This window comes from Alphaproteobacteria bacterium (assembly GCA_016699735.1).
Taxonomy (GTDB): domain Bacteria; phylum Pseudomonadota; class Alphaproteobacteria; order Micavibrionales; family Micavibrionaceae; genus JAGNKE01.
The window spans coordinates 1,916,812-1,932,199 of record CP065008.1; the positions used below are offsets into that span (position 1 = coordinate 1,916,812).

Consider the following 15,388-nt stretch of genomic DNA (forward strand, 5'->3'; position numbering starts at 1 on the left):
AATATTGAATAAAATTATTCTTATTTATGTATAACTGTATTTAACCAAAATTGATGTGTCAAATAAGCACAAGCTAATAATACGCCAGTATGCATTGCGGCGAAAATAAGAACGAATAAAATCAAAGAGAATTACCGCTTATTCCGCTTTTTGTGCTTGCGGTCCGGCAGCGAACGTCCCCAGACAAGACTGTCGAGAAGATATTTCGGCCGCACGTTATTATACTGGCGAATCAGGATATCCAGCGCCTTGTCAACATCGCCCAGAGAACGGCAGTTGCGGAAAGCCGGTTTGTGAATGCCCTGCTTCACAAGGCAGGTATCGATATTGACCAGATGCCCACCGAGAATATCGTGCGCCATCGTATCGCCGATCATCACCGTCTGCCCGGGATAGATATCGTTCTGCTGCAGAACGCGGATACAATGCTGGAAAATCGGCTGATGCGGCTTTCCGATATAATGCACGACCCCGCCGAAATCCTTGTACCGCGCCGCCAACGTTCCCGGCCCCATGATATTCTGGCTGCCCATCACGCCCAGACTGTCCGGGTTGGCGCAGATCGCCTTGAGTTCGTACCGCGCCGCCTCGCGCAACAGCGGCTCGTAATCCTCCACCGTCATGTCAGGCGAGTCCGCGCCGCTGATCAGGATAAAGCTGGCATCCTTGGGATTTTTCACAACCTCGACGTCAAGCCCCTCGACGATCGAACGGTCCCCGCCGCGGCTGATGATCACGCATTTTTTGCCGATGCCCTTGAAGTACCCGTCATCCTGATCGTGCAACCCCTGCCAAGTGACTTCGCCGGAAGTGATAATCGAATTATAGAGATTGGGCGGAATCCCGAGACTCTCAAGACGATCCTGATTCACATCGGCCCGTTTGCCGGAATTGGAAAGGATGATAACATATTTCTTGCGGCGCTGAAGCTCGCGCAGACACTCGACCACACCTTCATAAGGAGTTTCCCCGTTATGAAGCACACCCCACTGGTCGATAATGAAACCGACATAGCTGTCGGAAATATCCGAGAGCCCGACACAGAATTTCGTGTTCACGATACTGTTGGTAATCAACAAGGATTTAACCCTCTTCACCCGGATTATACTGACAGCCGCTGACGCATTATGAGCGGTATCCACAGACTAATCAACAATGATTTATAAATTCTGAATCAGCCTGAATTCTTAACCTGCAATAAATATTCCTTAAGATCGCGTTTAATTTCAGGAGCAAGAATAAACAAGCCGAGGATATTAGGGAAAGCCATGGACATCATAGCCGCATCGGTGAAATTGATCAGGTTACTGAGTTCCGCAGACGTTCCCACCACAGTGCACAAAAGGTAAAACACCTTGAAAACCGTCTCGACCCAGTCCTTCTCCCCAAATACATAGCGCACACAGACCGCCCCGCAATAATACCAGGAGATCATGGTTGAGTAGGCAAACAGCACGACCGTGATGGTGAGTACATAAGGGAACCATGAAATACCGTCGGAAAAAGCGCGGGAGGTTAACTCGACGCCTTCCATCCCGCCGCCCTCGGTATAAACACCCGTGATAACGATCACCAGCGCGGTGATATTGCAGATGATGATCGTGTCGATAAACGGCCCGAGCATAGCTACGATCCCGGTCCCGACCGGGCCGTCCGTATTGGTGGTGGACTGAACGATCGCCGCAGATCCCAGACCCGCCTCATTGGAAAATGCGGCCCGTTGCACCCCGATCAGAAGTCCCCCGAGCAAAGCCCCAAAACCGGCCTTCAGGGAAAACGCACTGGTCACAATCGTTGTAAGAGCGGGGATTAAATTATCGATATGCATCCCGATAATCACGAAACCGGCAATAAAATAAATGATCCCCATGACGGGAACCAGTTTCGAAGCCACCGCCGCGATGGATTTAAGACCTCCGATAATAACCGCCCCGACCAGCAAAGCCAGAACCACCCCGAACGCCCATCCGTAACCGGCAAACATACTGGCATCGCCGCCGGTGGCGACCAATATCTGCTTAAAGGTTTGATTGGCCTGATACATATTCCCGCCGCCGATCGTGCCGATAATGCAACACAGAGCAAAAAAGACCGCAAAGAATGTCCCGACGGAAGGCATCCCCCGTGCCTCAAACGCGGCCTTCAGGTAATACATCGGCCCGCCGGATATCCTCGTGGGATGATCGGGATCGGGGCGTTGACGGTATTTGACCCCCAGCATCACTTCCGCGAATTTCGAGGACATCCCGAAAAACCCCATCAGCGTCATCCAGAACGCCGCCCCCGGACCGCCTGTGGAAATCGCCACCGCCACCCCTGCGATATTCCCAAGGCCGACCGTACCCGAAAGCGAGGCCATCAAGGCCTGATACTGGCTGATTTCCCCGTCGCCGGAGACCTGACTCCCCTCCCCGAACAGCAGTTTAACCGAGCGCCCGAAAGACCGGATACTGATAAACCCCAGATAAAAGGTAAAAAACACCGCCGCCGCCGCCAGCCAGATCAAAATAAACTTGAGCTGCAGACACGCATCGAACGGCAGGGGGATATAAGGCTTGAGAACCTGAAGCCCCTTCCAGGTTTCGGGATAGATATTCATCTCCTCGGCCTTGCATTGCCCCAGATAAATCCCCCAGAAGACGAGATCGGATGACGTCTCCATCAGCGGCTGGAAAAACCCGTCAATCGTTTCGTCAATTCCAGGAGAAGAAGGAGCAAGATCGGCAGACATCGGATAAACCCTGTTCGAAAATTATTCTTAAATACAAGAAGCAAGCAATATTATGCCGCTTGAAAGAGTAAATCGTTTTAAGGGAAAAGAAAACAGGGGTTGTAAAACAACCCCTGTGACAATCGCTCTCAAAGAAAGAAAAAGATCAACTCTCCTTGCAAACCGGATGCGAAACCGGATGGGACGGATAGATCGTCGCTGCCCACTTGCGGATGCCGTCACGGTCCATCTTGGTCGCCTTCTCAATGCGCGGCGCATAGCTGCGGCAGAAAATATCGGGGCGCATCTCGGCGGCGTCATTCGAAATCTTGTTGGCGAAATCCGTCCGCATCGTGTTCAGCGTCGCCTCAGGATTCTTGTCACCGTTCTTCTTGAGATATTGCATGATAATCTTTTCATAAGTAGCAAACAGATCGGCGTGCTTCTGTGTGAATTTCCGGTGTTCGAGGTAAAGGTTATTGCCGTTCGCGCTCGCCATATGCTGGCAGTTCAGGCCGATGACCATCAACTCGCTGTGAATCCGGATGCCCTGCTCCGCCTCGGCCTCCTGTTTGGAATAGCAGGCTTCGGCCCATGAAGGCAGAACCGTCAGCGCAAAAATAGTCAGAATAGTCGTAAAAAGTCTCATCTCACATCCCTAATATAAAGTAGTGTTGTTACGTCAATACTGGCGTCAGCAGCGGCCGTCCCTCAAAGAATGCATTCAAGTTCTCTACTACAAGTCGCCCCATAAGGGAACGGGTTTCGCGTGTAGCAGACCCCACGTGCGGGGATAAAACCACCTGATCCATCCTCAGCAGACTGGCGGGGACATCCGGCTCGTTCGCAAAGACATCCAACCCCGCCCCGGCGATCTCCCCCGCCTCCAGGGCAGCGATCAGATCGTCTTCCTTAACCACCGACCCGCGGGCGATATTGATCAAATATCCCTGCGGCCCAATCGCCCGGAGAACCTCCCGGTCCACCGTATGCCGCGTCTCCGGCCCGCCCGAACAGGCAAGGATCAGAAAATCGCAGGCCTCGGCCAGCGCATTCAATTTACCATAATAGTCGTAGGGTATATCACTTTTCGGGGAACGGCTGCAATATTTTATTTTCATATTATGCGCGGCCACCCGCCGCGCAATCGCCTGCCCGATTTTCCCCATCCCGTAAATCCCCGCAACCTTGCCGGAAAGGCTGGTGGACAGCGGAAATCCGCCCTTCATCCAACCGCCTTCCCGCACAAACCGGTCGCCCGCAATCCCCCGTCTTGCCACGTTCAAAAGCAGCTGCATGGCCAGATCCGCCGTATCGTCGGTCAGAACATCCGGCGTATTCGTCACAACAATCCCGCGCTCTTTGGCGACCTTCAGGTCGATATTGTCGTACCCCGCCCCGAACTGCCCGATAATCTTAAGGTTAGGCAACCGCACCATCAGGTCTCCTTTGACCCCCTCGCAGTCATAGGTTGAGAGAATGGCGGAAACCCTCGCCCCCTCTTTCTCCAGAACGTCCTCCCGCACAGCCTTCTCCCAAAAAGGGATCACATTATAATGTACGCCAAGCAGCTTCATCTCATCCGGCAGGATGGCTTTAAGGACAAGAACCGTAGGCTTCATTTTCGATCTTCTTTCCAGACGCTGCGCCAAATCCCAAAACGCTTGCGTCCAAGGGCAGGCCTATGGTTTATGACAGTATTGTGAATTTTGTATATGAAGGCCCGCGCAAAAACAACATGACAAACACGCAAAAGAAAAAGCTGTTTATCAAGACTTGGGGCTGTCAGATGAACGTCTACGACAGCAAGCGCATGGCCGACATCCTCTCCCCGCTCGGCTATCAGGAAACGGACGCCCCCGAGCAGGCCGACATGATGATCCTCAACACCTGCCACATCCGCGAAAAGGCGACCGATAAGGTCTTCTCCGAACTCGGCCGCCTCCGCGAACATAAAGAGGAGCGCGAAAAAGCCGGGAATAAGGTGATGATCGCCGTCGCCGGCTGTGTCGCGCAGGCCGAAGGCGACTTCATCCTCGAACGTGCCCCCTTCGTCGATATGGTCTTCGGCCCCCAATCCTATCATGAACTCCCCGAAATGGTCCTCAAGGCCAACGGCAACGAGCGCGTCGTCAACACGGATTTCCCTGCAGTATCAAAGTTCGATCTTTTGCCCGACGAGCATAAAAGCCAGGGCGTAACCGCCTTCCTTTCTATTCAGGAAGGCTGCGATAAATTCTGCACCTTCTGCGTCGTCCCCTACACGCGCGGCGCGGAATATTCCCGCACGGTTGCAGAAATTCTCCATGAAGCGGAAAAACTCGTCGAAAACGGCGCGAAGGAAATCACGTTGCTCGGCCAGAACGTCAACGCCTTCCATGGCGAAGGGCCGAACGCCAAAACTTGGGGGCTGGGACGTCTGATCCGTTCAGTTGCCGAAATCGAAGGTCTGAAGCGCATCCGCTATATGACCTCCCACCCCCGCGACATGGATGACGACCTGATCGCCGCGCACGGCGAAATCGAAAAACTGATGCCCTTCCTGCACCTGCCCGTGCAAAGCGGCGCGGATAAAATCCTCAAGGCGATGAACCGCAAGCATACGGCGGAAGAATACCGCGCCATCATCGAAAAGCTCCGCTCCGCCAGACCCGACATCGCCTTTTCGTCTGATTTCATCATCGGCTTCCCCGGTGAGACGGAGCAAGATTTCGAAGACTCCCTCCAACTGGCAAAGGATATAGGCTACGCCTCCTGCTATTCCTTTAAATACAGCGCCCGACCGGGAACCCCCGCAGCCAATATGCAGAACCTCGTCCATGATAAAATCGCCAGCGAACGCCTGAGCCGCTTCCAGCAACTCATAAGAGACCAGCAACTGGCCTTCAATGAAAAGTCGGTAGGAAAAACAATGCCCGTCCTCTTCGACCGCAAAGGAAAAAAGGACGGCCAGCTTCTGGGCCGCAGCCCCTACAACCAGTCGGTTTACGCGATCGCAAACGACAGGTTGCTGAACCAGATCATCGACGTAAAAATTTCACAGGGTTATGAAAATTCTTTGACCGGAGAAATCCGCATCATCTAGCAAAGGCGGAAAGCCTACTAAATTCATAACGTCTTCTGCAAAGAAAATATCTCTTCTCACGAAAATTAATTGTTTGAAAGTGAATCCGATTCATTGCAATCTTTTTGTCATAGAAATGTCAAAAGAATGTTTTTTTATGTCTTTGTGTGAGAGCAAAGTTCAAAACGGCATTTTTTAGAATGTTTTTTTGATCTCTTCACATAGGACGACAACTTTTTTTATTTCTTACTTTTAAACGGACAGCCCTCAGGCTGTGTTGCAACATCATACTTATGTAAAGGAATGTACCATGCCCACTATCCCCGAAATCGAAGCCAACCTTCTCCTCGCCTCCTCCACAGGGAACGCGACGCTGTTCGCCACAACGCTGGCCAGCATCACGACCGCGCAAAAGCCGCTGATCACGGTTTACCCGCAAACCCTCTCGAACCTGACCTTTCTGTCCAGCCCTACTCTGGCGGAAAGCATGACCCGCAATATGATGTCCACGGTCGGAACCTATGTCGATGCCTTCTCGATCGGCAGTGCCATGGAGCAGTACTCGCAAGGCGGCAACTGGGGCGCTTTGGACGCGGTGACGGATTACCTGTCGGCAACCCAGAAGACCACCCTGGGAACGACCGCCTCTCCGGGCAACACTCTGCTGAATATCACGTTCAACGACGACCCGTTCACCTCTGCGGACGATGCCGTGATTGCCAGCGCCGTGCGCGATCTGATGACCAAACTCGGCGCCCAGACCAATGCCTTCGATATCGGCGTTGCGATGGAACAGTTCTCCCAGAGCAAAAATTGGGGAGCGCTTGATGCCGTCACCGACTTCCTGACAGCAGGACAGAAAACGACTCTGGGAACGACCGCCTCTCCGGGCACAACGCTGCTGAACATTACGTTCAACGACGACCCGTTCACCACCACGGACGATGCGGCCATCGCAGCCGTCGTGCGTGACTTGATGATCAAGCTCGGCGCCCAGACCAACGCCTTCGACATCGGCATGGCCATGGAGCAATTCTCCCAGAGCAAAAACTGGGGAGCGCTCGATGCCGTCACCGACTATCTGACGCCGGCGCAGAAGACCACACTTGGCACAACCGCTTCTCCGGGCACGACGTTACTCAACATCACCTTCAACGATGACCCGTTCACGACGGCGGACGATACCGCCATCGCCAATGTTGTACGCGATCTGATGTTCAAGCTCGGTATCTACACCAATGCCTTCGACATCGGCATGGCGATGGAGCAGTTCTCGCAAAGCCGTAACTTCGGCGCTCTGGACGCGGTCACCGACTACCTGACCGCTGCCCAGAAAACCACGCTGGGAACCACCCCGGCTCCGGGCACAACCCTGCTCAACATCACCTTCAACGACGACCCGTTCACCACGGCGGACGATGCCCTCATCGCCTCCACGGTCCGGGATCTGATGATCAAGCTCGGTGCCCAGACCAACGCCTTCGATATCGGCACCGCCATGGAGCAATTCTCCCAGAACCGCAACTTCGGCGCTCTGGACGCGGTCACGGACTACCTGACGACGGCTCAGAAAACCACTTTGGGAACAACGCCTTCAGTCGGCAACACCCTGCTGAACATCACCTTCAATGACGACCCGTTTACAACAGCGGATGATGTCCTGATCAAGGATACCGTCAGAGATCTGATGTTCAAACTAGGCGCGCAAACCAATGCCTTCGACATTGGCACAGCCATGGACATCTACTCCCAGAGCCTCAACTACGGCGCACTGGACGCGGTCACCGACTACCTGACCGCCGCTCAGAAAACAACACTCGGAACCACACCGGGCGTTGGTAACACCCTGCTGAACGTCGTTTTCAACGACGATCCTTTCACAACTTCAGACGACATCCTTGTCTCTAATGTTGCGCGTGACCTGATGGTCAAGCTCAACGGACAGGTCAATGAGTTTGATCTGGCGACCGCTACACAAGTTTTCGCTGGCAACGGAAACGTGAATGGCGTGGATGCTGTGATCGGTGAGTTGACCTCGACGCAGTTCACCAGCAACCTGCAAAGCCTGATAGCGCCCGCGCTCTCGGCGGCAGGAATCACGCTGGGAACACAATCCGCGAATACTTACACCGGCACCTCCGCCGCGAATAAGTATCTCGGTTTGGGCGGCAACGATACGCTCAGCGGTCTGGACGGCAACGACCAGCTCTATGGCGATGCGGGAACCGACATCCTTTATGGCGGCAACCACAACGACACCTTGAATGGCGGAACCGGCAACGACACGCTGTATGGCGATGCCGGGAACGACATCCTCTTCGGTGGTCGGGGCAGCGATACCCTCTACGGCGGCGCGAATGCGGACACCTTCGTGTTCGATGCCAACGACCGTGGGTCAGGTTCCGACACGATCAAGGACTTCAGCACCGCTCAGGGCGACAAGATCGACATTTCCGATGTCCTCGAACAGCATGACGGCTCCGAAATCCTCAGCCAGTTCGTCCGCCTGACAACCTCGGGGGCCAACACGCTCCTGCAGGTCGATATGGACGGTACGGGCGGTTCCTTTGGTTTCACGACCGTCGCAACCATCGAGAATGTCATCGGCCTTGACCTGAACACCCTCGTCAATAATGGGACGATTATCGTCTAATCCATTGAAATCCTTAAAAGACCCGGAGTATTCCGGGTCTTTTTTTGCTTTTTAATGTTTTTATTTGCGAATTTGGACTAAAATATGCTTTATAAGCCCTCTTGAAAGTGAAGGAGAATACTTGCCCCAGGAACTATTTTTAGAATTTAAAAACAACAACTTACTGCCGTTTCTCTTCGGCGAGCACAACACACACCTCTCCCACCTCGAAAAAGTGCTGAATATCTCGATTTCGGACAGAGGAAACACCCTGCGGCTGGCGGGTGAAAACATTCCGGTCAGGCAGGCGCAGAACATCCTCAACACCCTCTACAGAAAGCTTGAAAACAAAGACATAGCTGAAGTCAGCCCCGCGGATATCGACGCGCAGCTCCGCTTCATCAACGATCCTTCAAAGGACTCGAACGGCTTGGCAGGCGAAGACAAGCGCGACAGCCTGACCATCCGCACCAAAAAGAAAACGATCGCGGCGCGTACACCGAATCAGATGGCCTACCTGGAACAAATCCGCCAGAAAGAAATGGTCTTCGGCCTCGGCCCGGCCGGAACGGGAAAAACCTATCTGGCCGTCGCCGCGGGCGTGGATATGTTCCTGCAGGGTCGCGTTGAACGGCTTGTGTTTTGCCGGCCCGCTGTCGAAGCGGGAGAAAATCTCGGCTTTCTCCCCGGCGACATGAAGGAAAAAATCGACCCCTACCTTCGCCCTGTCTATGACGCCCTGCACGATATGCTACCCTTCGACTTTCTGGTCAAGCGTATGGAAACAGGCGATATCGAGATCGCACCTCTGGCCTTCATGCGTGGCCGCACCCTCGCCCATTCCTTTGTAATTCTGGACGAAGCCCAGAACGCGACCACCATGCAGGTGAAAATGTTCCTGACCCGCATGGGCGAAGCCTCCCGCATGGTGATTACCGGCGACCCGAAGCAAAGTGACCTGCCCGCGCACGTGAAATCCGGGCTGAACGAAGCCGTTGAGCTTCTCTCCGGCATTGACGAAATCGGCTTCACGCACTTTGAACTCAAGGACGTGATCCGCCATCCCCTTGTCGGAAAAATCCTCAAGGCCTACGATAAACAATAATCATGTAACGCCATGCACATCGACATTACGATTGAAGAAGGCGCTTGGCACGCCGAACTTCCCGATATTGAATCTCTGACGCAAAAGATCCTGGAAAAAGCCCGTCAGCACCCGGATATTTCCGCAAACCTGAACGGACACGCCAACAGCGAAGTCAGCATCACTCTATCCGGCGATGAGTTCATCAGAAATCTGAACAGGGAATATCGCAGAAAAAATAAACCCACGAACGTCTTGTCTTTTCCTTTAACGGAAAACGGCGATTTCAACACGGACATAGGCCTGCTCAGCCTCGGCGACATTATTATGGCCTATGAAACGGTGAAGCAGGAATCACAGGAGCAAAAGAAAAATTTCTGCGACCACTATGCCCATCTTCTGATTCACGGCTTTCTGCACCTGCTGCATTATGACCATGAAGAAAATGATGAGGCAGAAAATATGGAAAGACTGGAAGCGGAAATCCTCGGCACGCTGAAGATTTCCAACCCTTATGAAAAAACTGACGAAACAGAAGCGATAATGTGATAACATGCATAAAATGACGAAAATGAACCAAGACCCTGAATCTCCCCAGACTGAGCTTCAACAACCGGGCAGCGAGAGTACCGAACAGAACAGGCCGGAACAGACCGGCAGCGGAATTCTGCACGTGGTCAGAACAATGCTGATGGGTAAACCCGACACAACTCTGCGCGAAACCATCGAGGAATACATAGAGGAAGACAAGACGGAGGCTGCCGAGACGCCCTCCGTCTCCGATCACGAAAAGCAGCTTCTCGGCAACATCCTGAAATTACGCGACCTCACGGCTTTTGACGTGATGATCCCCAGGACCGACATCGTAGCCATAAGCAAGGACACGACTGAAGAGGAACTGCTCGACATCCTCGCCAAAAACCTGCACAGCCGCCTGCCTGTCTATAAGGAAAGCCTCGACAATGTCATCGGCTCCATCCACGTAAAGGACATAATTTCCGTTCTGGCGACAGGAAAAAAAATTGATATCCCGGCCTTGATCCGCGATATCCCGGTTGTGTCTCCGTCCATGAAGGTTCTCGACTTGCTTCTTCAAATGAGGATGACCGGAAAACACATGGTTCTGGTCATAGACGAATTCGGAGGCGTGGACGGTCTGATCGCCATCGGCGACGTCATCGAAGCCGTTGTCGGAGAGATCGACGACGAACACGACCCCGAGGAGGAGCCGGAAGTGCAGATAAGGCCCGATGGCACGGTCATCGCCGATGCCCGTCTGGAACTGGAAGATTTTGAGGAGCGTTTCGGTATAGAACTGAGTGCCGAGGAAAAGGAAGAAAACGACACACTCGGCGGCCTGATCTTCACCATGGCCGGACAGGTTCCGGTCAGGGGCGAAATCCTCAAGCATGAATCCGGCCTGATCTTCGAGATCATTGAGGCCGATACCCGCCGCGTCAAAAGCGTCAGCGTCAAGAACTTGCCGAAATCCGCGCTCCTGCAAGCCGCAGCGGACTGATCTTTCGGAGTTGGCCCATGACACCTGAGGGTCACAAAAAAAAATCGGATAAGATTGTCAGCGCGGCAATCGCTTTTGCTCTGGGCGGCCTTTCGGTTTTGGCGATGGCGCCTTACGAATGGCCCTTCGTTTTATTGTTCACGCTCAGCAGCCTTTACGTCCTTCTCTCCGCGGGATCAGAAGGAAAAGTAGCCTTCCTGTATGGCTGGTCCTTCGGCTTCGGGTATTTTGTGTTCGGTCTGTACTGGATCGGCAACGCCCTTCTGGTCGAGGGCAACGAATACGCATGGGCTTACCCGCTCGCTTTGACAGTCTTACCCGCGCTGCTAGGCTTTTTCCCCGCCTTTGCTGTTTATCTTTGGCGCAAGCTTTACGATCCCTTCACGCTTCCGGGCTTTCTCGGGTTTACGGCAAGCCTCTCGCTCTTCGAATGGCTGCGCGGAAATATCCTGACCGGATTCCCCTGGAATCTCTTCGGCTATACGTGGGCGGGCTTCCTTCCGGTCGCCCAAATAGCCTCCTTCTCGGATGTTTATTTTCTGACCGCCCTGACCATCCTCTGGGCCTCGGCGGCAGGGTTCATGTTCATTTACAAGGCCGACACAGCAAAAAAAATGTCCGTCGCCGGAGTTCTGATTCTGACTTTTGTCGCCAGCCTCCTTTTTGGCGTGAACAGGCTCAAAACACCCTCGATCGACCGCGACGATATATCGTTTGTCCTCGTTCAACCCAATATCAGCCAGTCGGAAAAATGGACCGCCGACCTTCTGCCCCAGCACTTTAATACCCATCTGGATTTAACGGAAAGCGAAGGATTAACCGCGCCAAAAAGCGTCAAGACGACCTATGTAATCTGGCCGGAAACTGCGATCCCCCTGCCCTTTACGGCCCACCCCGATGCCAAAGGCATGATCGCACAAGCGCTGCAATATTATCCGGAAACGGCGTTCCTTCTCTCCGGGGCAGTGACCCGCAGCCTTGACGAAAAAGGCTACCATAACAGCCTCGTGACTTATAACAGGGACGGCGAAATCGTCCAGACCTTCAACAAATTCCACCTCGTCCCCTTCGGCGAATATATGCCGCTGCAGGAGATTCTCCCCCTCTCCCCGGTAGTGGGCTTCAGCGGCTTTAAAAGCGGCCCCGGCCCGCAAACGCTTTCGGTTTCCGAGGGCTTCTCCTTCAGTCCCCTGGTCTGCTACGAAATCATTTTTCCCAACCACGTACTGGCAAACGGCGAAGCAAGGCCTGACGCCATCATCAATGTGACGAACGATAGCTGGTACGGCATCAGCGCCGGCCCGTACCAGCATTTCGCGCAGGCCAGGTTCCGCGCGATAGAGGAAGGCATTCCGGTAATAAGAGTCGCGAACTCCGGCTTCAGCGGCGTAATAGATCCCCATGGAAAAATAATATCAAGAACAGAACTTTATGAGAAAAAAACGCTGCGAATCAATCTGCCGCAAAGTCTTAAGAAAAAAAATTACATCTCATACTTAAGTATTGGTATGATACTTCTAACCCTGATTATTTCTTATTTTCTAAAAGTCACCACTGATAGCCATGCAAATCATGATTGAGTATTTTTTTTTAGATATACTTAAGATTTGTTGCATACGTGTGTAGTCATACTGTATCTAGGGTCTTAGGAATTTAAGTCCAGATGAACAGTTCTTATCAACCGATAGAGTATATAATCTATTAAGGTCAAACGAATTTGAATATGAAAGCTCAAAAAACAAGAAAAACAAAGGGCGTTCCTGATAACGTCGATAGGTTCGTAGGCCAGCGTTTAAAATCGCGCCGCATCCTTTTGTCAATGAGCCAGGAAAAGCTCGCCGAAAGCGTCGGCATCACCTTTCAGCAGGTCCAGAAATACGAGCGCGGTACAAACCGCATCAGTTCAAGCCGGCTTCTGAAATTCAGTAAAGTCCTGCAGGTTCCCGTTGGTTTTTTCTTCGAGGGTGCCGAGGATACTATAGGTTATGAAACCCAAGGTAAAAAGACTGGATTTTCTGACAGTAACCAAGAGCCTTTGGATGACTCAATGCCGGCAGACGTCTTTGTTCGCAAGGAATCACTGATACTTCTGAGGAGCTACTACGCCGTTCCCGACCCGGAAATGCGCAAAACATTCCTCAAAATACTCAAATCCATGGCAAAAAGCCAAAGCGAAAAAACATAGCCCTGAACACGATTAAGCTTGTATTTCCAGCCCCGCATGGATTAGGGTGCTTGTCAATTTTTGTTAAGAATCTTATCAAGACAAGTTTCACAAAAGGAAGAGAAACGACGATGTCAAAAGCAGGAACAGCTACCATGAAGAAAAACGCTGCCAACCCGGCCGCCGAGCCTGATAGGCTTAAGGATTACCTTTTCACAAGCGAATCCGTCTCCGAAGGTCACCCGGACAAGGTCTGCGACCGCATCTCCGATGCGGTTCTCGACCACTACCTGACCCACGACCCCCACTCCCGCGTGGCTTGCGAAACGCTCGTCACAACCGACACGGTGGTTATCGCCGGTGAAACCCGCGGCCCCGACAGCATTACGAAAGACGACATCGAAGCCGTCGCTCGCAAGGCCATCCGCGAAATCGGCTACGAGCAGGAGGGCTTCAACTGGAAGACCGTGAATGTTCAGGTCAAGCTGCACAAACAGTCCGCAGACATCGCGCAGGGTGTAGACTCTGCCGCAACCAAGGACGAAGGCGCGGGCGACCAGGGAATTATGTTCGGCTACGCTTGCCGCGAAACCGATGCGCTGATGCCCGCAACGCTGCACTACTCCCATGCGATCCTGCGTTCCCTCGCCGAGGCCCGCCACTCCGGCGCGTCTCCCGAACTCGAACCCGACGCGAAATCGCAGGTGACCCTCGAATACCGTGACGACAAACCCGTCCGCGCCACCTCGATCGTGGTGTCCACGCAGCATAAGGATGGCCTGACGCAAGCACAGATGAAGGAAATCGTTCGTCCTCACGTCCTCGCGGTTCTCCCGGATGAAAGCTGGATGTGCCCGGAGGAGGAATTCTACGTCAATCCGACCGGACGCTTCGTCATCGGCGGCCCTGTCGGCGACTGCGGCCTGACCGGACGCAAAATCATCGTGGACACTTACGGCGGCGCGGCCCCCCACGGCGGCGGCGCATTCTCCGGTAAGGACCCCACGAAGGTGGACCGTTCAGCGGCCTACGCGGCCCGCTACCTGGCGAAGAACATCGTCGCGGCGGGTTATGCCGAGGTCTGCACGATCCAGCTCTCTTACGCGATCGGCGTATCCAAGCCTCTCTCGACCTATCTGTTCACCCATGGAACGGGCACAGCCCCCGAGTCTGTGATCATCAGCGCCCTTCAAAAACTGGTCGATCTCAGCCCCCGTGGCATCCGCGAGCATCTGAAGCTCAACCGCCCGATCTATGCCAGAACCTCGGCCTACGGCCACTTTGGCCGTGAGCCCGAGCCCGATGGCGGCTTCTCATGGGAAAAGCTGGACCTCGTCAAAGACCTGCAAAAGATCATTGGCTAGTTCAGAACACAACGAACCTGAATCCAGAGACTCCGCCCCCCAAAGGCGGAGTCTTTTTGGCAGGCGGATCGGCAGACCTCTGAGCGCCCAAAAAAAGGAAGCACTGGAACGCTGGCTGCCAGTTCTATCTATCCCGCACGAAAAACTCAGATCTCCGGGAGCGCTCCAACCATCCTCCCTTTTCAACAGGAATTTTTCTTCTGTCTGGTTTGAAATCGGCTTCGGCTATGGTGAACACCTAATCGCCCTGGCAAGAAAAAATCCGCAGACAGCTTTTTTAGGCGCCGAACCCTTCCTCAACGGCATGGCCGCCTTTTTATCGGAGGTGGACGCCGCGCCCATGGACAACGTGCGCGTCCTGATGGATGACGCCCTGATTCTGGCCCGCGCTCTGGCGGATGATACCCTCGATGGAATTTATATCCTCAACCCCGATCCCTGGCACAAGACCCGCCACCAAAAGCGCCGGATCGTGAACCGTAAAAATCTGGATATTTTCCACCGCCTACTCAAGCCCGGCGGTCTTCTGGTCATGACCAGCGATGTCGAACCCATGGCCGAATGGATGGTGACACAGGCCAGCCTGCATCCCGGATTTGAATGGACGGCAAGAAAATCAGAAGATTGGCAGGTACCCCCTGAGGATTGGATCAAGACCCGCTACGAGACCAAAGGCGCCAAAAACGCCAAAAAAATGTCCTATCTCTTTTTCCGCAAAAAAGACGAAACCCCTCAAAAACCACTTGCCTAGTGCTGCCGAAAAGCCTATATTCCCCGTAAATTCCGGTCTGATAAAGGACGGTGGGCTCATAAAGAGACCCGCCTTTTTTAGTTCCGAAACGAAGCACTGA

Annotated in this window: 13 protein-coding genes; 9 read left to right on the forward strand and 4 right to left on the reverse strand. The window is 53.4% G+C overall.

Features of this window, described 5'->3' with window-relative positions; genetic code table 11:
* Nucleotides 1-131 precede the first annotated feature (131 nt).
* The 4 genes from IPN28_09465 to IPN28_09480 all read right to left on the reverse strand — a co-directional run bounded on the left by IPN28_09465 (nucleotide 132) and on the right by IPN28_09480 (nucleotide 4,332).
* Nucleotides 132-1,061 carry a TIGR01459 family HAD-type hydrolase gene (locus tag IPN28_09465; GenBank protein QQS58592.1) on the reverse strand — a complete coding sequence of 310 codons (930 nt, stop codon included), beginning with the start codon at nucleotides 1,059-1,061 and terminating at the stop codon, nucleotides 132-134.
* 113 nt (nucleotides 1,062-1,174) lie between these two features.
* Nucleotides 1,175-2,731 (reverse strand): alanine:cation symporter family protein, encoded by a 1,557-nt coding sequence (locus tag IPN28_09470; GenBank protein QQS56503.1) that lies wholly within the window; start codon nucleotides 2,729-2,731, stop codon nucleotides 1,175-1,177.
* Nucleotides 2,732-2,876: 145 nt separating this feature from the next.
* Nucleotides 2,877-3,359, reverse strand: a complete 483-nt coding sequence (locus IPN28_09475) for a hypothetical protein (GenBank protein ID QQS56504.1) — start codon at nucleotides 3,357-3,359, stop codon at nucleotides 2,877-2,879.
* Between the two features lie 28 nt (nucleotides 3,360-3,387).
* Complete coding sequence (locus tag IPN28_09480; GenBank protein ID QQS56505.1) at nucleotides 3,388-4,332, reverse strand: 2-hydroxyacid dehydrogenase; 945 nt, start codon at nucleotides 4,330-4,332, stop codon at nucleotides 3,388-3,390.
* Nucleotides 4,333-4,448: 116 nt separating this feature from the next.
* Between IPN28_09480 and miaB the strand changes: the two genes are divergently transcribed.
* The 9 genes from miaB to trmB all read left to right on the forward strand — a co-directional run bounded on the left by miaB (nucleotide 4,449) and on the right by trmB (nucleotide 15,288).
* Nucleotides 4,449-5,795 carry a tRNA (N6-isopentenyl adenosine(37)-C2)-methylthiotransferase MiaB gene (miaB, locus tag IPN28_09485; protein ID QQS56506.1) on the forward strand — a complete coding sequence of 449 codons (1,347 nt, stop codon included), beginning with the start codon at nucleotides 4,449-4,451 and terminating at the stop codon, nucleotides 5,793-5,795.
* Nucleotides 5,796-7,461: 1,666 nt separating this feature from the next.
* Nucleotides 7,462-8,427, forward strand: coding sequence for a type I secretion C-terminal target domain-containing protein (locus IPN28_09490; protein QQS58593.1), 966 nt, complete (start codon nucleotides 7,462-7,464; stop codon nucleotides 8,425-8,427).
* An 82-nt stretch (nucleotides 8,428-8,509) separates the two neighbouring features.
* Nucleotides 8,510-9,511, forward strand: a complete 1,002-nt coding sequence (locus tag IPN28_09495; GenBank protein QQS58594.1) for a PhoH family protein — start codon at nucleotides 8,510-8,512, stop codon at nucleotides 9,509-9,511.
* A 12-nt stretch (nucleotides 9,512-9,523) separates the two neighbouring features.
* Entirely contained in the window at nucleotides 9,524-10,039 is a 516-nt protein-coding gene (gene ybeY / locus IPN28_09500) for an rRNA maturation RNase YbeY (protein QQS56507.1), read from the forward strand.
* 136 nt (nucleotides 10,040-10,175) lie between these two features.
* Nucleotides 10,176-11,009 carry an HlyC/CorC family transporter gene (locus IPN28_09505; GenBank protein ID QQS58595.1) on the forward strand — a complete coding sequence of 278 codons (834 nt, stop codon included), beginning with the start codon at nucleotides 10,176-10,178 and terminating at the stop codon, nucleotides 11,007-11,009.
* Between the two features lie 17 nt (nucleotides 11,010-11,026).
* On the forward strand, nucleotides 11,027-12,589 hold the full coding sequence (gene lnt / locus IPN28_09510; GenBank protein QQS56508.1) for an apolipoprotein N-acyltransferase: 1,563 nt from the start codon (nucleotides 11,027-11,029) through the stop codon (nucleotides 12,587-12,589).
* Between the two features lie 143 nt (nucleotides 12,590-12,732).
* Nucleotides 12,733-13,194, forward strand: coding sequence for a helix-turn-helix domain-containing protein (locus tag IPN28_09515; GenBank protein QQS56509.1), 462 nt, complete (start codon nucleotides 12,733-12,735; stop codon nucleotides 13,192-13,194).
* Between the two features lie 134 nt (nucleotides 13,195-13,328).
* Nucleotides 13,329-14,537: a methionine adenosyltransferase gene (locus tag IPN28_09520; protein QQS56510.1), complete on the forward strand. Its 1,209-nt coding sequence runs from the start codon at nucleotides 13,329-13,331 to the stop codon at nucleotides 14,535-14,537.
* Entirely contained in the window at nucleotides 14,530-15,288 is a 759-nt protein-coding gene (trmB, locus tag IPN28_09525) for a tRNA (guanosine(46)-N7)-methyltransferase TrmB (GenBank protein QQS56511.1), read from the forward strand. Before IPN28_09520 ends, trmB begins: the two co-directional genes overlap by 8 nt.
* Nucleotides 15,289-15,388 lie beyond the last annotated feature (100 nt).